Annotated in this window: 25 protein-coding genes and 2 pseudogenes; 11 read left to right on the top strand and 16 right to left on the bottom strand. The window is 73.2% G+C overall.

Going from position 1 to position 26,408, the window contains the following annotated elements:
• Nucleotides 1-946 precede the first annotated feature (946 nt).
• Both ABZ873_RS28515 and ABZ873_RS28510 read right to left on the bottom strand, forming a co-directional pair.
• On the bottom strand, nucleotides 947-1,588 hold the full coding sequence (locus ABZ873_RS28515; protein WP_360877707.1) for a class I SAM-dependent methyltransferase: 642 nt from the start codon (nucleotides 1,586-1,588) through the stop codon (nucleotides 947-949).
• Nucleotides 1,589-1,624: 36 nt separating this feature from the next.
• Complete coding sequence (locus tag ABZ873_RS28510; RefSeq protein ID WP_360877704.1) at nucleotides 1,625-2,608, bottom strand: LacI family DNA-binding transcriptional regulator; 984 nt, start codon at nucleotides 2,606-2,608, stop codon at nucleotides 1,625-1,627.
• Nucleotides 2,609-3,736: 1,128 nt separating this feature from the next.
• On the opposite strand from ABZ873_RS28510, the gene ABZ873_RS28505 reads away from it, so the two are divergent.
• Nucleotides 3,737-4,015, top strand: coding sequence for a hypothetical protein (locus ABZ873_RS28505; RefSeq protein WP_360877701.1), 279 nt, complete (start codon nucleotides 3,737-3,739; stop codon nucleotides 4,013-4,015).
• On the opposite strand, the pseudogene ABZ873_RS28500 reads toward ABZ873_RS28505, so the two are convergent.
• Nucleotides 3,995-4,213 (bottom strand): annotated as a pseudogene (locus ABZ873_RS28500) (IS5/IS1182 family transposase); the annotation flags it as partial. The gene ABZ873_RS28505 and the pseudogene ABZ873_RS28500 sit on opposite strands and share 21 nt — an antisense overlap.
• 488 nt (nucleotides 4,214-4,701) lie before the next feature.
• Here ABZ873_RS28500 and ABZ873_RS28495 point away from each other — a divergent pair.
• Together ABZ873_RS28495 and surE are read left to right on the top strand one after the other, a co-directional pair.
• Nucleotides 4,702-6,015, top strand: coding sequence for an MFS transporter (locus ABZ873_RS28495; protein WP_360877697.1), 1,314 nt, complete (start codon nucleotides 4,702-4,704; stop codon nucleotides 6,013-6,015).
• A 113-nt stretch (nucleotides 6,016-6,128) separates the two neighbouring features.
• Nucleotides 6,129-7,052, top strand: coding sequence for a 5'/3'-nucleotidase SurE (surE, locus tag ABZ873_RS28490; protein ID WP_360877694.1), 924 nt, complete (start codon nucleotides 6,129-6,131; stop codon nucleotides 7,050-7,052).
• A 45-nt stretch (nucleotides 7,053-7,097) separates the two neighbouring features.
• Here surE and ABZ873_RS28485 read toward each other — a convergent pair whose 3' ends face one another.
• A complete protein-coding gene (locus ABZ873_RS28485; RefSeq protein WP_360877692.1) occupies nucleotides 7,098-8,240 on the bottom strand; it encodes a DUF2330 domain-containing protein in 1,143 nt (380 codons plus the stop codon).
• Between the two features lie 51 nt (nucleotides 8,241-8,291).
• The gene (locus ABZ873_RS28480) at nucleotides 8,292-9,206 is read right to left on the bottom strand and encodes an NAD-dependent epimerase/dehydratase family protein (protein WP_360877689.1); all 915 of its coding nucleotides are present in this window, start codon (nucleotides 9,204-9,206) and stop codon (nucleotides 8,292-8,294) included.
• A 71-nt stretch (nucleotides 9,207-9,277) separates the two neighbouring features.
• On the opposite strand from ABZ873_RS28480, the gene ABZ873_RS28475 reads away from it, so the two are divergent.
• Nucleotides 9,278-10,249 carry a LysR family transcriptional regulator gene (locus tag ABZ873_RS28475; protein WP_360877686.1) on the top strand — a complete coding sequence of 324 codons (972 nt, stop codon included), beginning with the start codon at nucleotides 9,278-9,280 and terminating at the stop codon, nucleotides 10,247-10,249.
• A gap of 108 nt (nucleotides 10,250-10,357) precedes the next feature.
• Nucleotides 10,358-11,848 (top strand): condensation domain-containing protein, encoded by a 1,491-nt coding sequence (locus ABZ873_RS28470; protein WP_360877683.1) that lies wholly within the window; start codon nucleotides 10,358-10,360, stop codon nucleotides 11,846-11,848.
• A 52-nt stretch (nucleotides 11,849-11,900) separates the two neighbouring features.
• Here the strand turns inward: ABZ873_RS28470 and ABZ873_RS28465 are convergent, their stop codons facing one another.
• Nucleotides 11,901-13,121, bottom strand: coding sequence for an RNA polymerase sigma factor (locus ABZ873_RS28465; protein ID WP_360877714.1), 1,221 nt, complete (start codon nucleotides 13,119-13,121; stop codon nucleotides 11,901-11,903).
• 1,821 nt (nucleotides 13,122-14,942) lie between these two features.
• Complete coding sequence (locus ABZ873_RS28460) at nucleotides 14,943-15,299, bottom strand: YciI family protein (RefSeq protein WP_360877681.1); 357 nt, start codon at nucleotides 15,297-15,299, stop codon at nucleotides 14,943-14,945.
• A gap of 246 nt (nucleotides 15,300-15,545) precedes the next feature.
• Here ABZ873_RS28460 and ABZ873_RS28455 point away from each other — a divergent pair, with 246 nt between their 5' ends.
• Nucleotides 15,546-15,920, top strand: a complete 375-nt coding sequence (locus ABZ873_RS28455) for a hypothetical protein (protein WP_360877678.1) — start codon at nucleotides 15,546-15,548, stop codon at nucleotides 15,918-15,920.
• A 690-nt stretch (nucleotides 15,921-16,610) separates the two neighbouring features.
• Here the strand turns inward: ABZ873_RS28455 and ABZ873_RS28450 are convergent.
• Complete coding sequence (locus ABZ873_RS28450; RefSeq protein ID WP_360877675.1) at nucleotides 16,611-16,880, bottom strand: hypothetical protein; 270 nt, start codon at nucleotides 16,878-16,880, stop codon at nucleotides 16,611-16,613.
• Between the two features lie 119 nt (nucleotides 16,881-16,999).
• Here ABZ873_RS28450 and ABZ873_RS28445 point away from each other — a divergent pair, with 119 nt between their 5' ends.
• Entirely contained in the window at nucleotides 17,000-17,338 is a 339-nt protein-coding gene (locus tag ABZ873_RS28445) for a thioredoxin family protein (RefSeq protein WP_360877672.1), read from the top strand.
• A gap of 414 nt (nucleotides 17,339-17,752) precedes the next feature.
• Here ABZ873_RS28445 and ABZ873_RS28440 read toward each other — a convergent pair whose 3' ends face one another.
• Nucleotides 17,753-19,072 carry a hypothetical protein gene (locus ABZ873_RS28440; RefSeq protein ID WP_360877669.1) on the bottom strand — a complete coding sequence of 440 codons (1,320 nt, stop codon included), beginning with the start codon at nucleotides 19,070-19,072 and terminating at the stop codon, nucleotides 17,753-17,755.
• A gap of 372 nt (nucleotides 19,073-19,444) precedes the next feature.
• On the opposite strand from ABZ873_RS28440, the gene ABZ873_RS28435 reads away from it, so the two are divergent.
• Nucleotides 19,445-19,798 (top strand): DUF1304 domain-containing protein, encoded by a 354-nt coding sequence (locus ABZ873_RS28435; RefSeq protein WP_360877666.1) that lies wholly within the window; start codon nucleotides 19,445-19,447, stop codon nucleotides 19,796-19,798.
• The gene (locus ABZ873_RS28430; protein ID WP_360877663.1) at nucleotides 19,795-20,385 is read left to right on the top strand and encodes a TetR/AcrR family transcriptional regulator; all 591 of its coding nucleotides are present in this window, start codon (nucleotides 19,795-19,797) and stop codon (nucleotides 20,383-20,385) included. The genes ABZ873_RS28435 and ABZ873_RS28430 overlap by 4 nt, the downstream gene beginning before the upstream one ends.
• Nucleotides 20,386-20,459: 74 nt before the next feature.
• Here ABZ873_RS28430 and ABZ873_RS28425 read toward each other — a convergent pair whose 3' ends face one another.
• Together ABZ873_RS28425 and ABZ873_RS28420 are read right to left on the bottom strand one after the other, a co-directional pair.
• Entirely contained in the window at nucleotides 20,460-20,666 is a 207-nt protein-coding gene (locus tag ABZ873_RS28425; protein WP_360877660.1) for a cold-shock protein, read from the bottom strand.
• Nucleotides 20,667-20,870: 204 nt separating this feature from the next.
• On the bottom strand, nucleotides 20,871-21,254 hold the full coding sequence (locus tag ABZ873_RS28420) for an HGxxPAAW family protein (protein ID WP_360877657.1): 384 nt from the start codon (nucleotides 21,252-21,254) through the stop codon (nucleotides 20,871-20,873).
• Between the two features lie 116 nt (nucleotides 21,255-21,370).
• On the opposite strand from ABZ873_RS28420, the gene ABZ873_RS28415 reads away from it, so the two are divergent.
• Both ABZ873_RS28415 and ABZ873_RS28410 read left to right on the top strand, forming a co-directional pair.
• Nucleotides 21,371-21,865: a MarR family transcriptional regulator gene (locus ABZ873_RS28415; RefSeq protein ID WP_360877655.1), complete on the top strand. Its 495-nt coding sequence runs from the start codon at nucleotides 21,371-21,373 to the stop codon at nucleotides 21,863-21,865.
• A gap of 242 nt (nucleotides 21,866-22,107) precedes the next feature.
• A complete protein-coding gene (locus ABZ873_RS28410; RefSeq protein ID WP_360877652.1) occupies nucleotides 22,108-23,484 on the top strand; it encodes a DEAD/DEAH box helicase in 1,377 nt (458 codons plus the stop codon).
• Nucleotides 23,485-23,555: 71 nt separating this feature from the next.
• Here the strand turns inward: ABZ873_RS28410 and ABZ873_RS28405 are convergent, their stop codons facing one another.
• From ABZ873_RS28405 to ABZ873_RS28385, 5 genes and pseudogenes are all read right to left on the bottom strand, one after another.
• On the bottom strand, nucleotides 23,556-24,287 hold the full coding sequence (locus ABZ873_RS28405; RefSeq protein WP_360877712.1) for a GNAT family N-acetyltransferase: 732 nt from the start codon (nucleotides 24,285-24,287) through the stop codon (nucleotides 23,556-23,558).
• 253 nt (nucleotides 24,288-24,540) lie between these two features.
• Nucleotides 24,541-25,026 (bottom strand): hypothetical protein, encoded by a 486-nt coding sequence (locus tag ABZ873_RS28400; protein ID WP_360877649.1) that lies wholly within the window; start codon nucleotides 25,024-25,026, stop codon nucleotides 24,541-24,543.
• Nucleotides 25,023-25,301, bottom strand: coding sequence for a hypothetical protein (locus ABZ873_RS28395; protein ID WP_360877646.1), 279 nt, complete (start codon nucleotides 25,299-25,301; stop codon nucleotides 25,023-25,025). Before ABZ873_RS28395 ends, ABZ873_RS28400 begins: the two co-directional genes overlap by 4 nt.
• Before the next feature lie 224 nt (nucleotides 25,302-25,525).
• On the bottom strand, nucleotides 25,526-26,026 hold the full coding sequence (locus ABZ873_RS28390; RefSeq protein ID WP_360877643.1) for an SRPBCC domain-containing protein: 501 nt from the start codon (nucleotides 26,024-26,026) through the stop codon (nucleotides 25,526-25,528).
• Nucleotides 26,027-26,113: 87 nt separating this feature from the next.
• Nucleotides 26,114-26,408, bottom strand: a pseudogene (locus ABZ873_RS28385) (hypothetical protein); the annotation flags it as partial.

Raw genomic sequence — 26,408 nt, 5'->3', positions numbered from 1 at the left:
CTCGACGCGCAGGACCCGAAGGCCCTGGAGTGGATGCCTGCCCGAGCTCGGGTCCGGAGAGTGGGCGCGGCAGCGTGAAGAGCATGTGCGCTGGGGCAGCCGGGGCAGCCGGGGCAGCCGGGGCAGCCGGGGCAGCCGGGGCACGTTAGCGCCGTACGCCACTGCACCGCAAGGCTTGGCTCGGCCCCCGCCGAATTATTCCGGGTCGGCAGTGTCCGGCCTGACGGTTCACCCGCGCTGGCTTCGCGCGCCGCCGCACCAAGAGGTTCGGCAAGGCCATCCCAGCCGGATTTCGCCGGGCCGCCAATGCCCAGCTTGCGGGTCACCCCTGCTGGCCTCGCGCTGGGCCGCATCGGGCGGCTGGGCAATGCCGTTCCCGCCGGGTCGGCACCGCCCAGCCTGCCGGGTCACCGACGCTGGTTTCGTGCCGCAGCAGAAGACCGGCGGTGCCCACCTTCCGGATCTTGCCGCGTCGACACCGCCCCGCACCGTATCTCGCCGCGCCGCCGGCACACCCGACCGTCCCCACTACCCGGCAGCCCCGCCGCCCTGCGATGCACGGCACCGGACAGGCACCCGAACGAGACGACCTGGAGGGGCAGCCCGGCGATAATCAACATGTCGGATGACACCGTCAAGACCCGTCGGCCGTAAGGCCCATAAGCGGGCCCGTGTCTTGGCCCGTTTCCCGTCCAAGGGCTCACGCCCTGGCAGCCTGCACAGCCACAACGCCACTCGCCGTCAACGTGCCCTGACCACGGCGGCCACGAAAGCGCGCTCTGCCGCCACGGGCGCAGCACCAGCAACCGGCTGCACACACGGCGGCACCCAGCCCCGGGCCGACGACCGTCGGGGGGCGGTCGTCGGCCCGGACCCCACAGGCGCGGCAGCCACCACCGCCAGCCCACCCGCACCGACCCAGCACCCCGACAGACGGCAGCGCCACCTACGGCCGACGAGCCATCACATGCACATCAAGAAAGCCCCGCTCAGAGGCCGGATCATGCACCAGCCGGGCAAACGGCATCAGCCCAGCCCCGGCCAGCAGTTCCACGAACCGGTCCACGGGCCAGCTGTACGCAGGAGCCACCTTGTGGTCGAACCGCACCGGCCCCGCCCCCGCCGCCGCCCCCTCCACCCCGAAGAACGACACCATGAGCAATCCCCCAGGCACCAACACCCGAGCCACCTCAGCCAGCAGCGCCGCCAGCTCACCCGGCGGGGTGTGAATCATCGAGTAGTGCGCCAGCACCCCACCCAACGACCCGTCCCCCAAAGGCAGTTCCTCCATCCGCGCCTCGTCGAACCTCAGCGCGGGATGCGCCCGCCGCGCGTACGCGACCATCCCCGGGGAAAGGTCCAGCCCGAAGGCGTCCAGCCCCAGCTCGTGCAGCATCGCCGTCAGGTGCCCCGGCCCGCAACCGACGTCCGACGCACGTGAGTTCCCCGTACCCCGTACCAACTCCGCAAAGGTGCCGAGCATCGCCCGCGCGAACGGCTGCGCCTCCAGCCTCCCCGCGAACAGCGACGCGTACAGCTCCACGACCCCGTCGTAGGCCGCCCTGGTCTCGTCCTGGTGCTCCGCCACGGGCAGAAAAATAACACCGGGCCGGCCACCAACGGCTCAGGAACTCAGCCGAGGCACCAGCACAGCCTCCACCGCAGGCACCGCCACCAACGCCTCCGCACCACCACCCACCAGCCCATGCACGGCCTCCGCGATCCGCGCCGCCGACGGCAGTTCCAGCCGTACCGTCGTCAGCGGCGGCTGCTGAAGCTCGGAGAGCACCAGGTCGTCGCACCCCACGACGGCCACCTCATCCGGTACGGATATCCCCTCGGCTCGCAGCGCGTGCAGCAGCAGCGCCGCGTACTCGTCGTTGTACGCGAACACCGCGTCCAGGCCCAGGCCGCGCCAGTCGCGGGCGAGGGCGTGCGCGGACTCGCGGGTGTAGGCCAGTTCCACGGGGGTGACCGTGGCCAGGTGCCGGGCCGCCACCGACTCGGCGCCGGCGAGCCGGGGCCGGGCCATGGTCGCAAGACCGCGCTCCTGCGGCACGATCACGCCGATGCGGGTACGGCCGCGGGCGATCAGGTGCCCGGCCGCGGCAGCGCCGATATGGGCGTGGTCGAAGCCGATGGTGTGGACGCCGTCGACGGGCTGCGCGGCGAAGGCGAGCAGCCCACGTACGCCGGCGCGCGCCAGCAGCTCGGCCGCGCGGGCGGTGAGGCGGTCGCCGTCCAGGGCGACGACGGCCGCGGGGCGCAGTTCGGCCCAGGCGCGGGCGGCGTCGAGGGGGTCGGCGTAGCGGCCGGCGTGGAGGACGGTGGTGTAGCCGAGCCCTTCGAGCTCGCTGTGCAGGTCGTCGACCCAGTCGCTGACGAGCCGGCCGACGGCGGAGACGGAGGCGGGCATCAGCACGAGGTCGCTGCGCCCGGCCCGCAGGGACCGCGCGGCGGCGTGCGGGACATAGCCGAGCTGTCGCGCGGCGTCGAGCACCCGCTCGCGGGTGCCGGCGCTGACGCGGTGCCCCTGGGTGTCGTTCAGCACGAAGGACACGGTCGCCCGCGACACCCCGGCCAGCCGCGCCACATCAGCACTGGTCACAGCCGCCCTACCCATGCCGCCCTCGCCGTTCCGTGTACGGGTACTTCTGACGGTCCAGGTTACACGCGTTAAACCGCGGCTGCGGTGGCCACGGGGCCGGGGGCTCACCGGGTGCGCACGCCACGCAGAGCGCACGGCTCACGCGGACCGTACGGGCCCTACTCACTCTCTGGGTACGCAGGCCAGCCAGGCCGCACACCTGACGCACGTGGTTCGAGCCCCGGAATCCGCCAGTCGCACCATTGCGTCCCTCTCATCCAGGACTCGCCCTGCGTCACCCGTGTCGAGCAGACTGTGCGAGTCATACGCCGGGCACACGCGGCTGACGCGGATCAATCAGACCGCACCAGCACCACGAGGCATAGCGCGCAGCCGCAATCACCGGCACGACCGAAGCCAGCAAGCGCCACACGTACCGCGAAGATGTGTCCGTCGGGAGCGCGGAACCGGCCGTCGAGGGAGGTTGCACCCTGGCGACCGAAAACGCCGAGCATTGGGCAGTGGGGTCGACCGCCCCCAGCCGCAGGGCTGTGGGCCGCTAGCCCACCACGGTCCCTGCGGCTGCACCGAAGGCAGGCTCCACCTACGCCCACCGAGGAACTGCAACACGCCGCCAGGCCGACCACAGGTCGGACGGGTGGCGGCGGGTAGCACGGACTGAGGGTGCGGCGCCGCGCCGATCAACCGGCCGCCGAGGCGCCGCCGTAATCCGACTACCGCTCAACGACTTCTAGGCAGTCTCTTCCGGATCTTGTCGGGTAGCCCAGCGTTGTCCGCTGCCGTACAGCGCAAGCCGGTGGGGTACGAGGTGAAGCGCCGGGCAGCGCGGGCCCGGCAAGATCCGGAAGAGACGGCCCCGGCACACGTTCCGCCGACTTTGTGGCGCCTCTCCAAGTGCCAGAGCGGTGAGCATGCAGACGGCTCCCCCTCGCCCGGGAGTCGAAGCCGGATACGGCGGGGCATGCAACCCGCCAACGCGGCGATCCCCCATCCCCGCCCGCCTCCCTGAGGGACCTTGCGCCGGTGCGACCGTCGCGCGTCGTTGCACTCACCCGTGCGGCGACAAAACAGCGACTCGGCACCCACACGGGACCTCCATCGCGCTATACAGCCGAAGCAGAGGCAGGGATGAAGGGGATCACGTTTCGTGCCTGGCGCGGACAGCACTACATGACCCTGGCCGAGCTACTGGTTCGCCTCGGCAGCTTCGGCTTGGACCTGACCTGGCGCGTCGAACTCGACGAGATCGTCGATCCTCGCGGTGTCGAGATGGAGAGAAGGTCCGCAGACTCCGGCATGGACACATTGACGCTGCTGTCGACGAGCGCGTACTCAGCGAAATTCGCCACCACTACCCTGACGCCAATGACCTCTGAACGGAGGGCTTCACTCCGGGCGGAGCCATAGGTAGATCGCGGCCACGGTGAACGTCCCGTGGAAGACGTACGCGCGCTTGTCGAAGCGCGTGGCGACAGCCCGGAAGTTCTTGAGCCGGTTGATGTTCCGCTCCACTTCGTTGCGGCGCCGGTAGATCGTCTTGTCGAACCCTGTGGGCCGACCGCCTTGGCTGCCGCGGCGCCGGCGGTTGGCCCGCTGGTCTCTCGGCTACACCGCCGCGACGGAGGCACGTCGTTCCCGAAGGAACCGTGCAGAGCACCACGCACTCGGGACCGCCGCCCAGGATCTCCGTCTCGGCACTGACGTCGGCTCGGCCCCGACACGAGCCGGGGTGGAAAGGCCACCTCAGTGCGGCGTGGATTGCGCCAGCGGCGACGCCGGCCCGGCGGAGCCACGCCCCGGCTCCGCAGCAGGGCGTGGGGCGTCGCCGCGTTTACGCGGCCCGGCACCCACCCCGCCGCTTCGCCCGCTTCCTCCCGGAACGGCCCACCACTCGCTGGGTTACACGCGCTCGCATTGCATGCAGAAACTCCATCACGATCCGCACAACAACGCTTTCCAGCCCCTAGCGATGGCCGGAATTGGGTGCTAAACAATGCGCATCGGCGTTGGTGACACGTGTAACAACGCCTCGCACGCCGCATCTCGGCATCCCCTCCCCCGCCACCTCCCCGCTCCGTCCCCGAGGAGTCGTCATGGCCACGCACGAAGTCGTCGATCCCGCCGATCCCCCCGCCTCCGCCCCCGAGCCCCCGCTCGAACCCGCCGCCCCCGCCGGCAAGCCCGAGCTCGAACCCACCCCTCCCCGCCGCCTCCTCCTCCTGCTCCTCCTCGCCAACTCCGCCATGATGGCCGTCTACATGGGCGTCGGATCCGTCCTGCTCCCCACCCACATCGCCGCCATCGCCCCCGGCGACAAGGTCGCCGTCCTCGGGCTCATCGGCGGTGTCAGCGCGCTCTTCGCCACCGCCTTCAACCCCATCGCCGGCGCCCTCTCCGACCGCAGCGGCCGGCGCAACCCCTGGGTGCTCGGCGGTGCGCTCGCCTCGCTCGCCGGGCTCGCGCTCCTCGGCAGCGTCACCACCGCGCTGCTCGTCGGGATCGCCTGGTGTCTGGTCCAGGCCACCATGAACGTCTACCAGGCCGCCGTCACCGCGATCGTCCCCGACCGGATCCCCGCCGCCCGCCGCGGCACCGCGTCCGCGCTCGTCGGGCTCGGCCTGCCCATCGGCGGTACCGTCGGCGTGCTCCTCGCCTCGCAGACCGCCGAGCACCTGCGCACCGGCTACCTCCTCTTCGGAGCCGTCGTCGCCGTGGCCGCGCTGCTCCTCACCGGCTTCTGCCGCGACCTCCCCCGCCCCGATCCCGCCACCACCGACACGCCCTCCCAACCAGCCTCGCTCCGCGCCCAGTTGGCCTCCTTCCTCTCCTCCCTCGCCCACCACGACTTCCGCTGGGCGTTCATCGGCCGGGCGCTGATGGTCCTCGGCTACTTCTCCGTCGTCGGCTACCAGCTCTACATCCTCGACGACCACATCGCCCTCCCCGACGGACTCACCCCGCCCGCCGCCATGGCCGTCCTCACCCCCGTGTCGATGACCGCCATGGCCGTCTCCACCCTCCTGGGCGGCCTGCTGTCCGACCGCTGGGACCGCCGCAAGGTGTTCGTCGGGGTGTCGGCGGCGCTGGCCGGGCTCGTGATGGTGGTCCCGGTGATCAGCCCGACCTGGGGCGGCATGCTCCTGTTCAGCGCGCTCAACGGCCTCGCCTTCGGCTGCTTCATGGCCGTCGACACCGCCCTCGTGACGCTCGTACTCCCCCGCGCCGAGGACGCCGCACGCGACATGGGCGTACTCAACATCGCGAACGCCGGACCGCAGATCATCGCGCCCTTCGTCGCCTCGGCCGTCGTCACCGCCCTCGGCGGCTACACCCCGCTGTTCCTGGTCGGCGGCGCGCTGTCCCTGATCGGCGCGCTCGCCATCCTCCCGATCCGCGGCGTCCGCTAAGCCCCTGTTCCTGTCCCTGTTCCTGTCCCTGTTCCTGTCCCTGTCCCCCGTATCCCCGCATCCCGTATCGCCACATCGCCGCCACCCCACCTCTCCCCGCACAAGGAGCCCCCGTGAGACACCAGCGCCTCCTCTCCCTGACCGCCCTCCTCCTCTGCGCCCCCGCCCTCGCCAGCACGGCCCCCGCCTCCGCCGCCCCGCAGAGCACGACACCCGCCACACCCACCACCCGCGGGCCGCTCCGGATCCTGCTCACCAACGACGACGGCTACGACGCCCCCGGCATCCGTACCGCCTTCGCCCGCCTCACCGCCGCCGGGCACGACGTCACGATCGTCGCCCCGCTCACCAACCAGAGCGGCACCGGTACGAAGGTCCTCAGCGGCCCCAGCGTCACCGTCCGGCACCCCGAGCCCAAGGTCTGGGCCGTCGACGGGACCCCCGGCGACTCCGTCGCCTTCGGTCTGGCCGAGGTATTCGCCGGGCACGCCCCCGACCTGGTCGTCTCCGGCACCAACTTCGGCCCGAACGTGGCGGGTCTGGCCACCCACTCCGGTACGGTCGGCGGCGCCGTCGCGGCGGTCGAGAACGGCGTCCCGGCCATCGCCCTGAGCACGGGCGGCCTGTCGGTGCCCGACCCGGTCACGACGGTCAACGCGATGGGCCCGACCCTCGACTTCGCGGTGAAGCTGATCGACCGCCTCCGCTCCCGCGCCCGCTCCGGTCCGCTGCTGCCGCAGGGCGTCGGCCTGAACGTCAACCACCCGGTCGTCGGCGCCGACGGCAAGGGCAGGGCCGCGGGCGTCTCCGCCACCTTCCAGGACCCGCAGACCCTCCTGGAGCCGGACTTCACCGACGCGGGCGACGGCACCTGGAAGGTGGCCTTCAAGGTGGCGCTACGGCCCGCCGCCCGCGGCGGTGACGTGGAGGCCGTCAGCGCAGGCCGGATCGCCGTCAGCCCGATGAACGCCGACTGGAACACCGGCCCGGTCGACCGCGCCCTGGCCTCCGCCCTGGTCGCGGGGCTCCGCCCGTAGGACACGGGGGGGGCGGCCGCGAACCGCCCGGCCGCCAGGCGCCGTTCAGGCGCCCGGCGGCACGGGCCCGGAACCGGAACCGGAACCCGCACCCGCACCCGCACCCGCACCCGCACGAAGATCAGGCCGACGCCGCCGCACCCACACAACACCCCCCACCAGCGCCACCACCCCACCCGCCCCCGCGACCGTCAGCAGCCAAGCCGGTACGCCGCCCACCCTCAGCAGCTCGTCGTGGTAAACGGTCCGGCGGTACGGGGCATCCCCGGCCGTGGCGCGCAGTTCGTGGTCGCCGTCGATCCGCCCCGGCTGCGGGAACGCCTGCTCGATCGCCGTGAGGAACACCGGCCCGCCCCCGGCGAGCGTCGCGAGCGGGCCGCCCTCCGGCCGCACGCTGCCCGCGAAGGTCACCTTCGGCGCGGAGCCGCCGATGGCGGAGGCGGGTTCCATGCGGTGGTCGGCCAGGACGTACAGGCCGAGCGACTGCGGGGTGCGGGCCATCCGGGAGAGCCGCATCGGGTAGACCAGCCGGTCGCTGGCGAAGCTGATCCGCAACGGGTCCAGATCGCCGCGCAGCACCTTGCCCTGCTCGCGCGGGGCGAGCCGTACGGCGACGTACTCCCAGCGCTGGTCGACGTACGGCTTGACCTCGGTGGCGAGGCGGTCGGGGAGCTGGAAGCCGTTGCTCTCCAGCCAGGTGCGCAGCGCGTCCGGGTCGGTGGCGGTGAGCCGGGCGACGTCGAAGTCCCCGAGCTGCTCGCGCCCGACGACGCCGACGGGCGGCACGCTCGCGGGTGCCGCGGCGCCCGTGCCGTCGCGCGTACCGGAGGAGAATGGCCAGTCGCGGTCGCGCGGCCAGAAGTAGCTCCGGGTGCGGTGCTCGGGGCGGGTGAGGTCGCGCAGTTCGTCGAAGAGGGCGCCGTCGCCCAGCTCCACGGTGGCCCGGCCGGGTACGGGCATGATCCAGGCGGCGCGCCGGGCGTCCCCGCCGACGGTGAACCGCATGACGATGTCCTCCGTACGCCCGTCCCAGCGCACGACGGAGGTCTCCCGGTCGACCCCGATCCGGGACTGCCCGTCCGGGACCATCGCCCCGCATCCGCAGGCGTAGGCGGGGCTGACGAGGGAGCCCACCTGGGTCGCGAGCAGGGCGAACAGCAGGGCGATGATCCTTCTTCTCCTCCACACGGGCACTCAGACGTGCGCCCGCGCAGTCCGGTTCCGCGCCGTCGGTCGCGCTCAGGCAAGGGCCCCCCGCACGGCCTCGTCCACGGCTCCGGGCAGCCAGTCGCCCACCTCCCTGAACCGAAAACCGAGGCGGGTGGCGCGGCCGTTGTCCATGGCGTAGGGCCGGTCGAAGGAGAAGGGCGAGGCGGTCTCGCCGGGCGCGACGGTCCGGTAGCGCGGCTGCCGGCTGCCGAGCCGCCCGGCGACGGTCCGGCAGAGCGCGTGTACGTCGAGGGCGCCGTGCGAGGCGGCGTTGACGGGCCCGGTGAAGGTGCCGTCGGCCGCCCAGCGCAGGAGGTCGGCGATCTCCTGGTGGTGGATGAAGGAGGTGGCGTACGGGTCCTCGTGGACGTCGACCGGCTCCCCGGCGGCGATCCTCTCGACGTAATGGGCGAGCCGCCCGGTGAACTCCGCTCGCCCGCCGCCGAGCACATGCGCCGTCCGCACACTCACGTACGGGAACGGCGGCTCCCGCAGGAACACCGCCTCGGCCTGCCGCTTCCCTTCGGCGTAGTCGTACGCGTCCCCGCGCCGCCCGGCGGCGGGCGCGGGGAGGGGGAAGGGCAGCGCATCCTCGGCGAGGGGGACGGGGCGGGCAAGGGGCACGGGGAGGGTGGCGGGGTCGTACACCTCCATGGTCGAGGTCATCACATAGCGACCGGTCCGCCCGGCGAACACCCGGCGGGCGATCTCGGCCTGCCGCGCCGTGTAGCAGACCTGATCCACGACCACATCGAACTCACGCGCCCCAAGCGCCCCACGCAGCCGCTCCTCGTCGCCGCGGTCGGCCACAAGATGCTCGACGCCGGCGGGCGGGGCGCTGGCACCCCGATTCAGCACGACAACCTCGTCCCCCGCCTCCCATACTCCCCTGACCAGGCTCTTTCCAAAGTACCGACTGCCACCGACGACAAGAATCCGCTTCATGTGTTCGACTCTCGCGCGGTATCGTCCCCAGCGGAACCGGCCACCCACTGAACCGGTCGTAAGGAAAACTGATGATCGATGTGCAGCGGCTGCGTGTCCTGCGCGCCGTGGCCGAACACGGCAGTTTCAACAAGGCGGCCGCGGCGCTGCTGCTGACCCCGTCGGCCGTCTCCCAGCACATCGCCGCGCTGGAACGCACGCTCGGCCACCCGGTGGCCGTCCGCAGCACGCGCGGGGTGACCCTCACCGAACCGGGCCGGCTGCTGGTGGAGACGGCGGAGACGATCTCCGCCGAACTGGACCGGGTGCGCGGCGCGATCGCCCAGCTCACCGCCGAGCGCCCGCGTCTCACCATCGCCACCTTCACCAGCGGGGGCCGCCGCCTGCTCCCGGCCGCGCTCTCCCGCTTCGTGGCGGCGCACCCGGAGGTGGAGCTGACGGTCCGGGAGGCCGAACCGGAGGACGCCGTACCCCTGGTACGCCACGGCCACGCGGACCTCGCCCTGACCTACCACTTCGACGGCCCGCCACCCGTACGCCCGGCCGAACGCCCACCCCTGACCTGGCTCCCCCTCCGCGAGGACCCCCTGTGGCTGGTCCTCCCCAGCGGACACCCCCTAGCGGCGTGCCCATCCCTCGAACTGGGCGAACTGGCCACCGAACGCTGGGTACTGGGCTGCCTCAAAACGGAGGCATACCTACGCCGCTACGCCCACCAGGCCGGCTTCGACCTCCAGATCGGCGCCTCCACGACGGACTACTTCTTCGCCCAGTCCCTGGTAGCAGCAGGCGTAGGCGTCTCCCTCGTCCCCGAGGTCGCCCTGGCCCCCACCCCCCACCTGTCCATCATCCCCACCAACCCCCCACGCCCCGCCCGCCACATCGGCCTCGTCCTCCCCCACCGCCGCACCCCCCACGCCGAAGCCATGGCCACCGCCTTGACGGAGGCGGCCAGGGCCACCGGGACCGGTACGGACGTCGGCACGGCTGCCGACGCCTCTGCGCACACCGCCGCTGAGCAGCCCAAAGCCTCCCACCGGTAGACCGGCTTCCCCCACCCCGAAACGCCCCGCACCCCTCCCTCCGTCACCTCCCCGCCCCGGGGGTCGTTAGGGCCTGGGGGTTGGTCGGGGGGATGAAGGGATGACGGAATGCGGCAGTTTCCTCTGGAGATGCACCAGATGGCACCCGGCCGGGTGGTCGAGTGGCGGCTCGGGTACGCGGCGGCGGAGGGCGGGGGTGAGGGTGATCCGGCGGGGCGGAAGGCGTCCTTCAACCAGGACAAGCACTTCACCGTGGCGGAGGTGAGCCGGGGCGCGGACGACCCGGTCGCGTCGTGGATCGCGGTCACCTTCGAGGTGAGCGGACCGCTCGACCAGCACGCTCTCGCCCAGGCGTTGCTCAGCTTCGTACGGCGCCACGAGGTGCTGCGCTGCGCGTTCAGCCGGCTCGCCGGTGAGGTGGCCTGCGAGCCCTTCGACCCGGCCGGGCTGACGCTGGAGGCGGAGCCGGTGGGCGAGTTCGCGACCTCCGAGCGGCTGGTGGGCTTCCTGTCCGAGCGGTTCAAGCGGTGCATCGACACCCTGTCCTGGCCGCTGTTCGTCATGGGCGCCGTCGTCCGCGAGGAGTCCGCGACGGTCTACCTCGCCTTCGACCACATCGTCTGCGACGGCATGTCGATGCCGATCGTCGTGCGCGAGGTGCAGACCGCGTACGAGAGCCTGTGCGGCACCGGTGACGCCGGCGCGGCGGCCGAACTGCCGCCCGCGCCCAGCTACCTCGACTTCGCCGAGCAGCAGCGCCGCGACTACCTCGCCATCGACGAGGCCGACCCGCGCCTGGACTACTGGAAGTCGTTCATGGGCCCGGACGGGGAGTTCTTCCCCCGGCTGCCGCTGGATCTCGGCGTGGAGCCGGGCCGGATGTACCCCATCGTCAACGAGGCGTCCACGCTGCTCGACGCCGCCGAGGCCGAGGTGTTCGAGAAGACGTGCGTGGCGGCGGGGGGCCGGGCCTTCATGGGGGTGCTCGCCTCGGTCGCCGTCTGCCTGCGGGAGGCGGGCGGGCCGGGTGTGTACCGGGGGCTGATGCCCGTCAGCGAACGCGGCCGGGACGCGTGGGCGCATTCGGTGGGGTGGTTCGTCAATACGCTGCCCATCGAGTTCGACGCCTCGCCCGGCCGGGACTTCGGCCAGGTGATGGCCTCGGTCCGGGCCGGTTTCAGCGAGATGATGGCCCACCTGGAGGTGCCGTTCGTACGGGCCTGGTCGCTGCTGGCGCCGGTGGAGTTCGCCGCGGGTGCCTGGCCGTACCCGGTGAACTTCTTCTCGTACATCGACATGCGCAAATGCCCCGGCGCCGAGCGGCACGACGACTGGCGGCCCACCACCCACGTGTGGTCGGCGCGGGCCAACGGGGCCTGTTCGTGGTTCCAGCGGGACGCGGACGGCCTGCACATGAACTCCATCTACGTCGACACCCCGGCGGCCCGCCACAGCATGGGGGCCTTCCAGGAGGCGCTGCGGCTGACGGTCCAGGAGGTGACCCGCTCCGGCGGTTTCCGCCGCCCGGTCGCGCTGACCGCGCCGCGCCGGCCGGTGGGGAGCCCGCTGGACGTGGCCGGGGCCGCGCGCCGGCGCTGACGCCGACCGGTGGCGCTTCGCCGGTCGCTGCGGGAGCCGGGCCGAGGCTCCCTCAGAGGGCGGCCGCCCTCCCCAGGAGGAGGGCGCGCTCCTGTGCGTTGCGGGTGAGTGCGGCCGCGCGTTCGAACTCGGCGCGGGCCTCGTCGGTCCGCCCGAGGCGTTCCAGCAGGTCGCCGCGGACGCTCGGCAGCAGGTGGTAGGCGCTCAGGGCCGGTTCCGCCGCCAGGGCGTCCACCAGCGGCAGGGCCGCGGCCGGCCCCTCGGCCATGGACACCGCCACCGCCCGGTTGAGCTCCACCACCGGGGACGGGGTCAGCTGGACGAGCCTGCCGTAGAGGGCCGCGATCCGGGTCCAGTCCGTGTCCTCGTAGCGGACGGCGGCCGCGTGGCAGCCGGCGATCGCGGCCTGGACGGAGTACGGGCCGCTGCCCGCGCGGCCCATGGCCCGGGCGCCGCGGGCGATGAGCAGGCGGTTCCACCGGGCCCGGTTCTGGTCGGCGAGCAGCACCGGCTCGCCGTCGGGGCCGGTGCGGGTGGCGATGCGGGACGCCTGGAACTCCAGGAGCGCGGCGAGCCCGTGCACCTCGGGCTCCTTGGGCATCAGCCCGGCCAGTACGCGGGCCAGCCGCAGGGCGTCCTCGCACAGGGCGGGGCGTACCAGGTCGTCGCCGGAGGTGGCGGAGTAGCCCTCGTTGAAGATCAGGTAGATCACTTCGAGGACGGACGACAGCCGGGCCTCGCGGTCGGCCCCGTACGGGACCTCGAAGGGCACGGCCGCCTTGGCCAGCGCCCGCTTCGCGCGCACGATGCGCTGGGCCACCGCCGGCTCGGAGACGAGGAAGGCGCGGGCGATCTCCTGGGTGGTCAGTCCGCCCATGAGGCGCAGGGTGAGCGCGATGCGGGCCTCGGTGGCGAGGACGGGGTGGCAGGCGGTGAAGATGAGGCGGAGGAGGTCGTCGTCGATGTCCTCCGGGTCGGCCGGTTCGGGGGGCGGCGGCACGTCCTCCAGCGTCCGCCCGACCTCGGCGAGCTTGCGCGCGTACGTCTCCTTGCGGCGTACGAGGTCGATCGCGCGGTGCTTGGCGGTGGCGGTGAGCCAGGCGCCCGGCCGGTCGGGGATCCCGGAGGCGGGCCACTGCTCCAGAGCGGCGACCAGTGCGTCCTGCGCGATCTCCTCGGCGATGCCGACGTCGCGCACGACGCGGGTGACGGCGGCGATGATCCGCGCCGCCTCAATCCGAAACACCGCTTCGACCGCCTGGGCCGTACTCACTCCCGTCACGGCCACCCATGAGAGCAGTCCCGAGGGGACGGGGCAAACGGGGCGGGGGCGTCCGGGGGGCGGGCGTCGGGGGCAAGGCGCTGGGCCCGAGCCCCCATCCCGTGTCCGGCGTACGGGACCGGGCATCCGGGCCGGACGTCCGAAGTCGGGCCAGGCACCCAGCGTCCCGCATCCGGGTGCCGGGAGCCGGAACCGGACGTCCAAGGTCGGGTATCCGGCACCCGGCCGGGAATCCGGGGCCCGGCACGTGGGGCAGAGCCCGTATCCGCAGCCGGTGTCTGGGGGTGGGTGTCCCGCATCCGTCACCCGGGGCCGGGTGTACGGCGTCGGGCACCCCGCATCCGTCAGTCGGGATCGGGCATCCGGAGTCGGGCCAGGCAGGCGGCATCCCGCATCCAGGCCCCGGCGGCCGGGCCCGCGTCGGGCGTCCGCCTCCCGCACCCGGTGACCGGGACCGGGCATCCGAGGTAGGGCGTTCGGCACCGACCCGGAATCCGGTACCAGCGCGTCGGGCCAAGCCCGCATCCGCAGCCTGCGTCCGGGGGCATGTAACCCGCATTCGGCACCCGGGGCCGGGTGTACGGCATCGGGCATCTCGCCTCCGGTGCCCGGGGTCGGGCATCCGACGCCCGGACTGGCACCCGGCGGCCGGGCCCGCATCCCGCGTTGGGCGTCCCACTTCCCGCATCCGGGACCGGGCATCCGAGGCCGGGCATCCGGCGCCCGACCCAGAACCCGGGGCCCGGCCCAGCATCCGGGACCCGGCGCGTAGGGCCGAGCCCGCATACGGCGCTCGGGGGCGGGCGTCCCGCATACGGCGCCCAGGTGCAGGCACCCGGAGTCGGGCGTTGGGGGTCGGGCCCGGTCCCTGGCATCCCGCATCCGGCGCACGGCGCACGGCGCACGGCGCACGGCGCACGGACAAGCATCCAGCGTCGGACGGACGGCTCCCCGCATCCGGCGTCCGGGCATCCGGCGCCGGCGCGAAATCCGGGCCCGGCACGTTGGGCAGAGCCCGTATCAGCAGCCGGTGTCAGGGGGCGGGTGTCCCGCATCCGTCACCCGGGGCCGGGTGTACCGCGTCGAGCATCCCGCATCCGGCACCCGGGGTCGGGCATCCGGTGTCCGGGCCGGCACCCCGCATCCCGGATCCAAGGCCCGGCGGCCGGGCCCGCGTCGGGCGTACGGCTTCCCGCATCCGGCGCCAGAGACCGGGACCGGGCGTTCGAGGTCGGGCGTTCGGTGCCCGACTCGCAATCCGGGGCCCCGGCGCGTGGGGCCGAGCCCGCATCCGCAGCCGGTCCCGGCCTCCCGCGTCTGGGGCTCGGGTGCGGGACGTCGGCCAGAGGCACTCGGCACTCGGCACTCGGCAGCCGGGGTCGGGCGGACGGAGTCCGGTTCCGGCACCCGGCGTATCCCGCGTCCGGCGCCCGGGGGCGGGCGTCCCGCGTTCGGGCGCCCCGGCACCCCGGGGGGCGGGCATCCGGAATCGGGCCCGGCACCCGGCGTCCCGCATCCGCAGCCGGGGTCGGCGTCCCGCGGCTGGGGCCCGGGTGCGGGACGTCGGCACCCGGCACTCGGTAGCCGGGTGTCGGGAGGCCGGAGTCCGGCACCCGGAGTGTCCCGCGCCCGGGGGCGGGCGTCCCGCATTCGGGCGCCCCGGCACCCCCCGGGGGGCATCCGGAGTCGGGCCCGGCACCCGCCAGCCCCCGCCGGGCCCAGGCCCCCGCCTCCCGCGTCGGGCATCCGGATTCCGCATCCGGCGACCGGGACCGGGGGTCCGGCCCCTGGCGGGGGCCGGCGCCCGGTGGGTCACATCTCCTGGATCTCGCGCACCTCGGCGCTGACGTTCCACTCCGCCGGGTGGATCTCCAGGAAGCGTCGGGTCCACTCGATGGCCTCGGCCTTGTCCTTGCACTGGGAGAGGGAGTAGCCGCCGACGACCTCCTTCGTCTCGGTGAAGGGACCGTCGGTGTAGCTGATCTTCCCGCCGGACCAGCTGAGGCGCGTCGCCTCGGAGGTCGGCAGCAGCCCGGCGGTGTCGAGCATGACCCCGGCGTTGGTGATCTCCTCCAGGAGGGCGCCCATCCGCTGCTCGAACTCCGGCGGGAACTCGTTCGGGGGCAGGTCCTGCTCGTTGATCCGGATCATCGTCAGGAAGCGCGGCATGGTGACTCCTCGGTGTCGGTGGACGGGTTCCTTCCCGCCTCTCACCCTTGCGTCGAACGGGAGGCGCCCGGATCGACACACGCCGGAAAATTTCTTCGGAGAATTCTTCCGGGTGAGGTCCGACGCGACGGGTAGCCGGGCACGGCAGGCATTTTCCGGAGCCCGGGAACTCCCCCACCCACCCCTACTGACGAGTAGGATCACGCGAGCCCAGGCCCCACCGGTCGTCCGTCGAGAGGAATCCCCATGTCCCGCATCTCCTCGCCCCTGCTGCTGGCCGGCCTGCTGGCCGGCGCGGCGGTGGCCCACGCCGTCGTGCCCCGACAGTTCGACGCGGTCGTGCCGCGTTCGCTGCCGGGCAGCCCGCGCGGGTGGACGTACGCCAGCGGGGTGGCCGAGCTCGCCCTCGCCGCCGGGGTCGCCCACCCGCGCACGCGAAAGGCGGCCGCCCTTGCGACGGCGGCGTTCTTCGTCGGCGTGTTCCCGGCGAACGTGAAGATGGCCGCCGACGCCCACCGCCGTTCCCCGGCCTTCCGCGCGGCGGCAATCGCCCGCCTGCCCCTCCAGGCCCCCCTCGTCCTGTGGGCCCACAAGGTGAGCCGCGAGGCCGGGGGCCGCTGAGGCCGGAGCCTCTGGGTGCGGGCCCACTGGGCCAGGGTTTTCCCCCGGCGCGGGTTGAGCCCGGGGCCCGACTACCCCGAGGACGGGGCGGGCGAGCCCCGAGCCCCTCCCAGGACACGGATTCCGTCCCGGGGTCCGATTCCCCCGCAGCCCGTGGTGCGCCCTGCGGCCCTCCCGAGACCCAAATTCCACCCAACCCGTGAGGCCGGGGGGCCGTCCCACGGCTCAGCCCTCTTCACTGCGCCCGAGGGCACGCCGAGGCCCGGCTTCCTCCGGGAGCCCAGGCTCCGCCTACGCTCCTCCCAGGGCCCGGGGGCGTCTTGGCGCCGCTTCGTTCCCGAGGCCCGGCCTACGTGCCGGGGCGTCAAGCCCCTCCCGAAGACCCGGGAAACGTCCCGAGGACCCCAGCTGCGCCGGGGCTGGGGCTTCCTCCCCGGCCCAGGGCGCGTCCCGACGCCTGGATGCCCTCTCGATCTCCCAGGGCCCAAGCCGTCTCTCGAAGCCCCGGGGTATCGCCAACGGCGCGGGTGACCTCCCCAGGCCCGGGTTGTCCCGGGACCCGCCTCCCCGCCAGTGGCCCCGGGGGAGGCCCAATGAGCCGCCGCGCGCCAAGGCAGGTTTCACCCCGGATCCCGGAATGCGTCCCAGCAGCCGGGATCAGACCCGAGGCTCAGGCTCCCCCGCCGTCGGTCAGCGACTGTCACCGGTCCAGTCCCAGTGATGCGGGGCCTCCGGGCGGCGGCGGTAGCAGGTACGACCACCCGCGCCGTAGCGGCCTATCTCCGTAGGGAGGCGGGCCTCTTCGGCCAGCTGCGGCGGGCTCCAGTCCGTGATGTCCAGGAGCAGCCCGTCGAGCGGGCCGCCGACCAGTTCGCCGTAGGCGCGGCCGGGGCGGGGGCCGGGGTCGGGGTCCTCGTGGTCGGCGCCGTACACGCGACGCCGCAGCATCCTGTCGTCCATACCGACCAGCATCACAGTCGGCACTGACAACGGCCCCGCCGTCCACCGAGGCCCGGTCCGGGGCCCATGATGGGGTGCGGCCTCTCGTACGAGGGGCGCGGGAACGAGGAGCGAGACGCATGGCGCAGCGGGTGCACCGGCCCTTGGAAGACGGCGAGTTCGACTTCGTCCTGTCGATGACGACGGGGCCGGTCCTGGCCTACTTCTGTGGCAGCTGGCCGAAGGCCCTGGAGGCGTGCCGCGCGATGGACGCGGTCGTGGCCGACCTCGCCGAGGAATTCGGCCCCCGCCTCACCGCCGTACGCACGGACATGACCCGCTGCCCGGCCACCACCCGCCGCTACGGCGTGACCGCCGCACCGACGGCCGTACTCCTCCGCGACGGCGAGGCCATCGCCACCCAGCCCGGCCCCCTGACCCACGAGGAACTGAGGGCATTCCTGAAAACCCACCTCTGAACCACCCGCCACTGGCCCGCCCGCCCTGGGCGTGACCGCACCAGCCCGACGGAAGCGCCGGAGAGGGCGCGTGACCGCGTTACCCACCCCCTTGCAGATCGTTCCGGTCATCGCGAGGCGGGGTGAGGCGGGGTTCAGTCAAATCAATGACGGACCACGACCGTGGTCGAGTGCGGACCCCATCTCTGGCCCGGCCCACCGGCGCGCAGCAGGTGCTGACTGCCGCCCGCATCGCGCCGACGAGGCCCGGGGCGATCCGGCCTTCGCTCCGCCCTTGCACAGCCGCCAATAACTATGTCTCCTCCCTCCCCGGCACGCCGAACGGCGCGGCCGGTGAAGGAGGTGGTGGCGCAGAGCGCCCCTCCCGAGGAAGGGGCGCTCTGGTGTGTTGTTCGACCGGTTTGGGCCGGTGGGTCAGGTGCGCCGCACCAGGTGGTCGACGGAGAAGAGGAGGTGGTCCTCGCCGTAATGGAAACGGCCGGCGAGGGCCTCGTAGCGGGTGTACTGGTCTTCCGTGAGCGGTAGTCGGAGGGCCTCCACTACGCGCAGCAGCAAGCGGAATCCGAGGTCGGGGTCGACCTCTGCGGCGACCTGTTCGACGGCTTGCATGACCGTGGTGCCTTCCATGGGATGGAAGCCGGGGCTGACCACCACGCCCGCGGCGGGAGGGAACATGTCCCGGATCTCCTGCAGGACCTCGTCGTGGGCGCCGGCGGCCGAGCGCGGGGCGGCCGGGACGTAGGCGGGTGCGACCTCGGTGAGGCGTGCCTCGCACACTTCGGTGACCTGCTCCAGCCACTCCCGGCCCCCGACGCCGAACTGGTCGATGTTGTAGCCGCGGCCTGTTGCCGCCAGCCACAGGACGGTGATCGCGTCATCGGACAGGCCGGAGTCGAGCAGCCGACGGGTGTCCTCCAGGAGGATCGCCGCCTCCGAGCCCGGAGGGCGCTCGTAGCCGTCGGCCTTCACCGCGGCCTCGATCGCCTGGCGGGGTGTGCGGTAGTGCCAGCCCGCCGTGAACTGGCGGGTGAGCTGGGAGAACCCGAAGTCCCCGTCGATGCCCTGCCGTGAGGCGACGCTGACCGGCGGCCACGTGATCGTGAGGCCGTCGTGCACGGCGCCCGGCGGGAAGCCGAACTGCCAGCCGAGGCCGATCAGGCGGAGGTACTGGCCGTACGGGACCGGCACGGAGTACGCCTTGAGCGCGCGGAGCAGCAGGCGCATGCCGAGATCGGCGTCGGCGCCGGTCACCACGTGCTCCAGGCAGTCGACGAGCTCCGGCAGCGCAGAAGCGTCCGTCAGGGCCGGGGCCGTGGCGCGGAGTTCCGCCACGACCGCCTGGCACAGCCGCGCGTCCCGTACCGGTCGCACCGGCGGCGGCGTCCAGGACCCTTTGTTCTGCCGGAGCCGTGCCGTGGACACCTCCGAGATCCGTTCCAGCCAGCCACGGCAGGTCATGCCGTGGCCGGCCGGGTCGAAGGCGTTGCCGGTGGAGGCCAGCCACACCGTACGCAGGACTCCCTCCGGAAGCCCGGACGCCAGCAGGCGGCGGGCATCCTCCCCCAGCTCGACGGCCTCCTCGCCCTCCGACCGGTCGGCCAGCTCCTCCGCGAAACCGAGCACGGCGGTCGGGCCGGTGGCGGAGCCAGGACGGCTCAGGCGTTCGGTCAGGGCCGTCAGGCCGAAGTCCTCGCCGTAGCCGAGTTCGTAGTACGCAGGACGTTCCCCGGTCATGGGCCCACCTCTATGGGGAACGCGGTCATGAGGGCGTACCCACCATGTCCACCTCTCCGTCCCTCGCTCTGTCTTGTCCACACCGGCCTCGGTCTGCCCTGACTTCGGGGCCAGGGAAAACGGTTCGGCCGGAGTCGGAAGTATGTGCTCGCCGAGGGGTCATATCTCAAGCGAGTTGATGGACTTCGCGAGAGGCGGCAGGAGTTCGCCCTTGAGGTTGAGGCGGTTGTGCACGAGCCGTCCATGCGAAGGGCCCTCACCTCATGTCTCGCAGGCTTGGGCGGTGACTCGGAGCAGACTTCCTGTACAGTTGTCCAGGAAGTCAGGTTGTCGAATCACGCATGCCTCCAGCCCCGAGAGAAGGACACCGCCATGCACGTCGTCGCGCAGATACTGATCGGTCTCGTTGCCCTCCTGCACGCGTACTTTCTGGTTCTGGAGATGTTCCTCTGGCAGCGGCCGCCCGGGCGGGCGCTGTCCGGGTTTGATGCCGATACCGCCCGGCTCACCGCGCCGCTTGCCGCCAATCAAGGGCTCTACAACGGGTTCCTCGCTGCCGGGCTGGTGTGGGGGCTGGTCATCGACTCGCTCGCCACCCAGGTGTTCTTCCTTGCCTGTGTCGTCGTCGCCGGGGTGTTCGGGGCCGTTACCGCCAATCGGCGGATCCTCTTCGCGCAGGCGCTGCCCGGTGTCCTCGCGCTCGGTGCGGCGGTGATCGCCGGATGAGTGCGTCGGCGGGGCGGGCGGAGGATCCCCGTACGGCGCGGACCAAGGAGAGGCTGCGCGAGGGGCTGCTGGACGAGTGTGCGGGGCGGGCGCTGGCCGAGGTCAGCGTGTCGGCGGTGGTGCGGCGGGCCGGGGTCGGCCGGGCCACCTTCTACCTGCACTACGAGGACCTCACCGCGCTCGCCGTGGACGCCTGCGCCGATGTGGTTCACGCCGCGGTCGACGCCCTGCACGCCTGGCAGACCGGCCCCGCCGCACTCCCGCCGGCTCGGCCGCCCGCTGCACTGGCCGGATTCCTGGCCGACGCCGCCGCCCGCGGGCCGCTGTACCGGACGCTGCTGCTCCCGGGCGGCGGCGGCCCGCTCGGGGACCGCCTGCACAGGGAGCTGCGCGCGCGGGCCCGCGCCGAGCGCGAGGCGCTGGGCGCCCCGCATCCGGAGCTCGTGGCGTCGGCGGTGGCCGCCGCGTTCACCGGGGTGTTCGCGGACTGGCTGCACGGGGAGATCGCGGCGGCTCCGGACGCTCTGGCGGATCAGCTCTGGCCGATGCTCCTCGCGCTGCACCGGTCCGTCGGGAACGGGCCGTGAGCAGCGGTACGCGGAAGCCCCGCAGGCCGGGGGCCTGCGGGGCTTCTGTTCACGGGAGTGATACGTGAGGGGGACTAGCCGACGGTGAACACCTGCTCGGCCTGGGGGCCCTTCGGGCCCTGGGTGACCTGGTACTCGACGCGGGCGTTCTCGTCCAGCGACTTGAAGCCGTTGCCCTGGATCGCGGAGAAGTGCACGAACACGTCCGGGCCGCCGTCGTCCTGCTGGATGAAGCCGAACCCCTTCTCCGAGTTGAACCACTTCACGATGCCTGTTGCCATCTGGCTGTTCCTTCTCAACGTTCCACTGCGGGCCGCACGCGCGGCCGTCTCGATCCTGCCCAACGCTTCCGCACAGCACACGCCGAACGCCGCCAACCGGGGCGCGCCGCGCCTTCGAACTTGTGGCCGCCTTGTCGACGTAAAGAGGGAAAGTCGCCACTCCGCAGCGGCTCCGCATTCCCTCCGCGCCCGCTCCGTGCCTGCTCAGGCGCCGGTTTCGGCTGCGGGCAGGGGTGCGGCGGAGGGGGGCGGGGTGGCGACCACCGCCGACCGGGAGGTCGCGGCGCGGCGGCCGCCGCGCATGCGGCAGCCCAGGCAGTCCGCGTGCCCGGTGCGGGCGACGGTGTCGCGGACGCGCCAGTCCCAGGCGGGCTCGGGACGCGGTCCGCTCGGCTTGCCCCAGCCGACGAGGTGGAGCAGCCAGGTGACGAGGCCGGCCAGCGCGACCACGCCCAGGCCGATCCCGATGCCGGGCAGCCAGGCCGCGCATACGGAGGCCCCCGCGCCGGCGAAGCCCAGGAGGGCGAGGGTGGTGCCGGTCCAGCCGGCCACCGTGTGGCCGAGGTCGACGTGACCGTGCGCGCTCATGGTTCTGGTTCTCCCTGGTCGGACGGGGCCGCAGTAGGCTCGGGAAAGATCGAGATGCTTATTTAGCGAGGTAAGTATCTCAGTTGCTAAGTAACTTAGATACTAAGGAGTCAGTGGTGCACGGCAAGTTCCGCCCCGCGGCGACCGCCGAGGAGGCGCTTTCGCGCATGGACCAGTTCGTGGCCCTGGGCATCGTCGGCCAGCAGGAGGTGGCGCAGCGGCTCGGCCTCAACGTCACGGACCTGACCTGCCTCGGGCACATCCTGGGCGCCGGTGAGAACCCGCTCGGCGCGGGCGATCTCGCCGAGCTGGTGGACCTCACGACCGGCGCCGTCACCGGCGTGCTCAACCGCCTCGAACGCGCCGGGTACGCGCGCCGACAGCCCGATCCCGCCGACCGGCGCCGCGTACGGGTGGTCGCGGAGCAGGCCGCCGCGGTCCGGATCTTCGCGGTCTACCAGCCCTTCTACGACCGGCTCGGGGCCCTGTTCGCGGACTACACCCCGGACGAGGTCGCCGTGATCGCGGACTGGTTCGAGCGCGCCGCCGCCGAGGTACGGGCCCACTGCGCCCAGGTCCGCTCCGGCGAACTGGACGGCGAGCAGGGGTAGGGGCGGAGGGCGGGGCAACGCGCCCCGCCGCGCTCCCGGCCGGCCCTCCGCCGGACTCGCGGTCGGGCCAGGGCCCGCTGGTACCATGGGCGGTTGACCATCTGCTTCACCCCCGCCTCGAAAGGTCCTGCATGAGGAACCCGTCAGCCCATGGCCGCTTCGGTGTGAAGGGAGCCGCCAGGCCCGGGTCCAAGGCCCAGGCCAAGGCCCCCCGGAGCACCGGGCCGCAGGGTGAGTTCGCGATGCCCAGGCCGAAGGCGCCGGCGCTGCCGCCGGTGGAGTCGTTCGCGGAGCTCGACCTGCCCCTGGAGCTGGCGGAGACCCTGGCCTCCCGGTCCGTGACGGTGCCCTTCCCGATCCAGGCCGCGACCCTCCCGAACGCCCTCGCCGGGCGGGACGTGCTCGGCCGCGGCCGCACCGGCTCCGGCAAGACCCTCGCCTTCGGCCTGGCGCTGCTCGCCCGTACGGCGGGGCGGACCGCCGATCCGAAGCGGCCGATCGCGCTGGTCCTCGTACCGACGCGCGAGCTGGCGCAGCAGGTGACGGAGGCGCTGGAGCCGTACGCGGAGGCGCTGCGGCTGCGCATGGCCACGGTGGTCGGCGGGCTGTCCATCGGGCGGCAGGTGAGCGCTCTGCGGGAGGGTGCCGAGGTCGTCGTGGCGACACCGGGGCGGCTCAGCGATCTTGTCGGGCGGCGGGACGTGCATCTGGAGCGGGTGCGGATCACCGTGCTCGACGAGGCGGACCAGATGTGCGACATGGGCTTCATGCCGCAGGTCACGGAGATCCTGGACCAGGTGCACCACGCGGGGCAGCGGATGCTGTTCTCGGCGACGCTGGACCGCAATGTCGACCAGCTCGTACGCGGCTACCTCAAGGACCCCGTCGCGCACTCGGTCGACCCGCAGGCGGGCGCCGTCACGACGATGGACCACCACGTACTGCACATCCACGCGGCCGACAAGGTCTCGGCGGCGACGGAGATCGCGGCGCGGGACAAGCGGGTGCTGATGTTCCTCGACACCAAGCACGGGGTCGACCAGTTCGTGAAGCACCTGCGTGCCATGGGGGTGCGGGCCGAGGGGCTGCACAGCGGCAAGGCCCAGCACCAGCGCACGCGGACGCTGGCGCAGTTCAAGAGCGGTGAGCTGAAGGTCCTGGTCGCGACGAACGTGGCGGCGCGCGGCATTCACATCGACGACCTCGACCTCGTGGTCAACGTCGATCCGCCGGCTGACCACAAGGACTACCTGCACCGGGGCGGGCGCACGGCGCGCGCGGGCGAGTCGGGCAAGGTCGTCACGCTGGTCACGCCGAACCAGCGGCGGGACATCGTCCGGCTGATGGCCGAGGCCCGGATCCGCCCGACGATCACGCAGGTGCGGTCGGGCGAGACCGCGCTGAGCCGGATCACGGGCGCGAAGGCGGCCCCCGGCGTACCGCTGGCGGGCGCCGCGCCGACGGACGCGCAGGGCAGGCCGTCGGGTACGGAGCTGGGCTTCCGCGGCATGGGCACGCGGCCGGGGCGCCCGGGGCGCGGCAAGGAGTCCCGCAAGACGCTGGAGGCGCGTCAGCAGGCGGAGGCACGGCGGGCGGCGCGGGTGCGCAGGGGGGCGTGAGGCGGGGGGCGTGAGGCGGGGGGGGCGGGCCGTGCGGCCCTTCCCTGTACTGCCTATGGTCCGCTGGTCCCCTAGTCGCGTTCGAAAGCGTGCGTGTGGCCGATGACGGTGAAGCCGCGCCGTTCGTACCAGTGACGCGGCCAGTCCGTCGCGTCGGCGGTGAGGAAGCGCGTACCGCAGCCGTGGTCGGCCGCCGTGCGCAGGGCGGTGGCCAGGACGGCGTCGGCGTGGCCGCGCCGGAAGTGGGCCTCCGAGGTCATCAGGTCCTCGATCTGGGCCAGGCCGCTCGCGGGGTCGAGGTAGAGGTCGGCCCAGGAGGCGACCTCGCCGTCCTCGGCGCGGGAGCCGAGGAACCGTACGACGTCCGCTCCGCGGGGGCGGGCGGCACGCCGGTCGACGAGGTGGCGGACCACCTCGTCGTCGACGCCGGGCAGGATGCCCCGCCAGCGGCGCGTCAGCGGGGCGCGCAGGGCGTCGAGGTCCACCTCGGCGGCGGTTCCGGCGGCCGCCGCGGGGACGGGGCCGGTGTGGAGCATGAGCAGGTACGCGGAGTGCGTGTAGCCGGCGCGCGTCAGCGGACCCTTGCACGCCTGCGCGGTGGCGTCGTCGAGTACGGACACCAGGCGATGGGAGAGCGGCCGGAGGGCGTCCTCGGCGATGCGGGGGACGGCTTCGGGGTCTACGGCCTCTTGGATGACGACGTGGTTGTTGGCGCGCGAGTGCCGATAGGCGTCGTCGTACGCGGCGAAGCCACCGGGCAGCTCGACGACCCGGGCGGCTTGGCGACGCGCGAAGGCGGCCATGAAGGCGTGGATGCGGGGGAGGTACGGGCTGCTGCTCACGAGGTCACCCTAGTGGGGGCGGGTGGGGGTGGCCGGGGGTGGATGCCGGGTGCTGCTTCGGGGGTGGGGGCGTCGTGGACGGCGGGGTCGCGGAGCCGGGACGGCTCGTCGGCGGCTGTGTTCTCCCCCGGGCGGCCCGACGGCGGGTGCTCGACACGCATGGCGTGGCTGGGGCAGGTGGTGGCTGGAGTGCGGGCGGGCCAGGGGGCGGGCGTCAGGTCGGGGTGTGGCCGCGTAGGCGGAGGGTGGCTGTGTGGCGGACGCGGCGGGTGCGGGCCGTGGTGGCGAGGAGGGTCAGGGCCTCGTACGAGGTCAGGGTTTCGGCGGCGGTGCGTTGGCACCAGTCCGTCGCGCCCGTGAGTGCGGCCGTGGACCACGGCTCGCCCTGGGTGATCGCCTTGAGCAGGGCCCATTCGTACAGCCTGCGCTCCGGGAAGGGCCGGCCCGCGATCTCGGTGGCCATGGCCTCGGCCCACGCCGGAAAGCCCTCGTCCGTGAGGAGCCGCGCCGCGCGGCGGTCCAGGTGGGTGACCACCGCCGCCTCCGCCATCACCCGGTCCGGATCGCGCAGCACGCTCGCCACCAGCTCGGCCTCGGCGGCGCTGTGGGACGCCTGGGCCAGGGCTTCCAGGTAACGGGCGTAGCGCCAGTGTTCCGGGGGCGTGCCGTTGTCGGGGGCGGGGGTCGCGGGAAGGTTCACCGGGCTGCGGCCTCACGGACGTGGCCGGTCCAGGTGCCGTCCTGCGGAGGCTCCCAGTCGATCTCCACCGTCACGCCGTGCACGTCGCGCGCGAGGTTCGTCGCGAGGGCGGCGGCCCGCGCCTTGGCCTGATCGGCGTCGACGACGGTCGGGTCCGGGCGGCCGCAGCCGGCTCCGACGATCGACGTGGCCCAGCCGTCAGCCGTCGGGATGACCAGGACCGTCGTCGGCATGCCGACGACGGTGCCGGAACGCTTCTTCTTGCCTCTCGCCATGGCCCCATTGCACACGATCGCCGTACGGCGCCGGTGATCGGGGGCCGTGACCGTCCCCCACCCCCGGGCGCGTGCCGCAGCGCGACCGCGCGGCGTCGTCTGACCGACACGCTGGCGGAGCCGGTCAGAACTGCCCCAGAACCCTCGGTCCGCGCTGCGGAGCATGGGGTTGTGTTACAGCAACTCCCGTGCGCGGAGGGGGCGTTCGCGAGTCGCGAGCGGCCTTAGCTCGGCGGCGTGTCCTCCGGCTCCGGCAGTGGGGCGCCCGTCTCCAGCAGGGTCTTGAGGCTGGACGCCAGCAGCGGCCATGCCTGCCCGCACATCCCGATCATGGTGCCGCCCGGCTCGAAGCCCTCGTGGCGGATGGTGAGGCGGGCGAGGGTGTCGCCGACCGGCTGGATCTCGTACGTCACCTTCGTACGCGGCGCACGCGCCAGCTCCGCCCGTACCTCCTCCTCGATGCCCACCGCCGCCGCCCACTCCGGGGTGAAGGTGTGCCAGGTGTAGGAGAGCAGGCGGTCCGGGACGCAGCCGAGGACCACCTGCGCCGGGTCGCTGGTCCGGGCCCCGCGCTCCACCCAGTCCATCCCCGACCCGACGGCCCAGTCGGTCTCGAAGCTCAGGCCCCAGTACCGGCGGGTGAAGGCCGGGTCGGTGAGGGCCTGCCAGACCCTCGCGGGATCGGCCTGGATGTAGAGGGTGTAGGTGATCGCGCTGTCGCTCATGGCCCCATGCTGCGGGACCGCGGGCCGCGGACGCCGGATTTCGCCGTCACGGCGGTGACGGGCGGCGGGTGTCGTTCCCGTTGGCCGTCACCAGCGGATGCCGTGCTCGGGCAGTTCCACGGGGGGCGTGCGGGCCGGGTCGGGGAGGCGGAGGGCGGTGCGGGCGCGGTGGACGGCGGCGAGTTCGTCCTCGCCGGCCGGGCCCCAGTCGCTCAGCTCGCGGACCTGGGCGGGGGTGGCCAGGAGGCGTGCGTGCGTCGGGTCGTCGGCCGGGGGGAGGGCGGTGAGGCGGGCGGCGGTACGGGCGTGTACGGCGGGGCCGGCGCCCTCGCGGGCGGCGGGGCGGGCGGGCGATCGGGAGAGCACACGACGGAACGACCGT

The organism is Streptomyces sp. NPDC047014 (assembly GCF_040644195.1).
Taxonomy (GTDB): Bacteria; Actinomycetota; Actinomycetes; order Streptomycetales; family Streptomycetaceae; genus Streptomyces.
Note: the sequence above shows the minus strand (reverse complement) of the source record. Positions and strands in the feature narration are given on the sequence as shown.

Excerpts from the sequence above, each read along its gene's own strand:
- ABZ873_RS28395 (WP_360877646.1), bottom strand. The coding sequence starts at position 25,301 with ATGGCGAGAGGCAAGAAGAAGCGTTCCGGCACCGTCGTCGGCATGCCG.
- ABZ873_RS28430 (WP_360877663.1), top strand. The coding sequence starts at position 19,795 with ATGAGTGCGTCGGCGGGGCGGGCGGAGGATCCCCGTACGGCGCGGACC.
- ABZ873_RS28455 (WP_360877678.1), top strand. The coding sequence starts at position 15,546 with ATGTCCCGCATCTCCTCGCCCCTGCTGCTGGCCGGCCTGCTGGCCGGC.
- ABZ873_RS28480 (WP_360877689.1), bottom strand. The coding sequence starts at position 9,206 with ATGAAGCGGATTCTTGTCGTCGGTGGCAGTCGGTACTTTGGAAAGAGC.
- ABZ873_RS28470 (WP_360877683.1), top strand. The coding sequence starts at position 10,358 with ATGCGGCAGTTTCCTCTGGAGATGCACCAGATGGCACCCGGCCGGGTG.
- ABZ873_RS28440 (WP_360877669.1), bottom strand. The coding sequence starts at position 19,072 with ATGACCGGGGAACGTCCTGCGTACTACGAACTCGGCTACGGCGAGGAC.
- ABZ873_RS28410 (WP_360877652.1), top strand. The coding sequence starts at position 22,108 with ATGCCCAGGCCGAAGGCGCCGGCGCTGCCGCCGGTGGAGTCGTTCGCG.
- ABZ873_RS28390 (WP_360877643.1), bottom strand. The coding sequence starts at position 26,026 with ATGAGCGACAGCGCGATCACCTACACCCTCTACATCCAGGCCGATCCC.
- ABZ873_RS28435 (WP_360877666.1), top strand. The coding sequence starts at position 19,445 with ATGCACGTCGTCGCGCAGATACTGATCGGTCTCGTTGCCCTCCTGCAC.
- ABZ873_RS28505 (WP_360877701.1), top strand. The coding sequence starts at position 3,737 with ATGAAGGGGATCACGTTTCGTGCCTGGCGCGGACAGCACTACATGACC.
- ABZ873_RS28460 (WP_360877681.1), bottom strand. The coding sequence starts at position 15,299 with ATGCCGCGCTTCCTGACGATGATCCGGATCAACGAGCAGGACCTGCCC.
- ABZ873_RS28450 (WP_360877675.1), bottom strand. The coding sequence starts at position 16,880 with ATGGACGACAGGATGCTGCGGCGTCGCGTGTACGGCGCCGACCACGAG.
- ABZ873_RS28445 (WP_360877672.1), top strand. The coding sequence starts at position 17,000 with ATGGCGCAGCGGGTGCACCGGCCCTTGGAAGACGGCGAGTTCGACTTC.
- ABZ873_RS28425 (WP_360877660.1), bottom strand. The coding sequence starts at position 20,666 with ATGGCAACAGGCATCGTGAAGTGGTTCAACTCGGAGAAGGGGTTCGGC.
- ABZ873_RS28405 (WP_360877712.1), bottom strand. The coding sequence starts at position 24,287 with ATGGCCGCCTTCGCGCGTCGCCAAGCCGCCCGGGTCGTCGAGCTGCCC.
- ABZ873_RS28495 (WP_360877697.1), top strand. The coding sequence starts at position 4,702 with ATGGCCACGCACGAAGTCGTCGATCCCGCCGATCCCCCCGCCTCCGCC.
- ABZ873_RS28475 (WP_360877686.1), top strand. The coding sequence starts at position 9,278 with ATGATCGATGTGCAGCGGCTGCGTGTCCTGCGCGCCGTGGCCGAACAC.
- ABZ873_RS28420 (WP_360877657.1), bottom strand. The coding sequence starts at position 21,254 with ATGAGCGCGCACGGTCACGTCGACCTCGGCCACACGGTGGCCGGCTGG.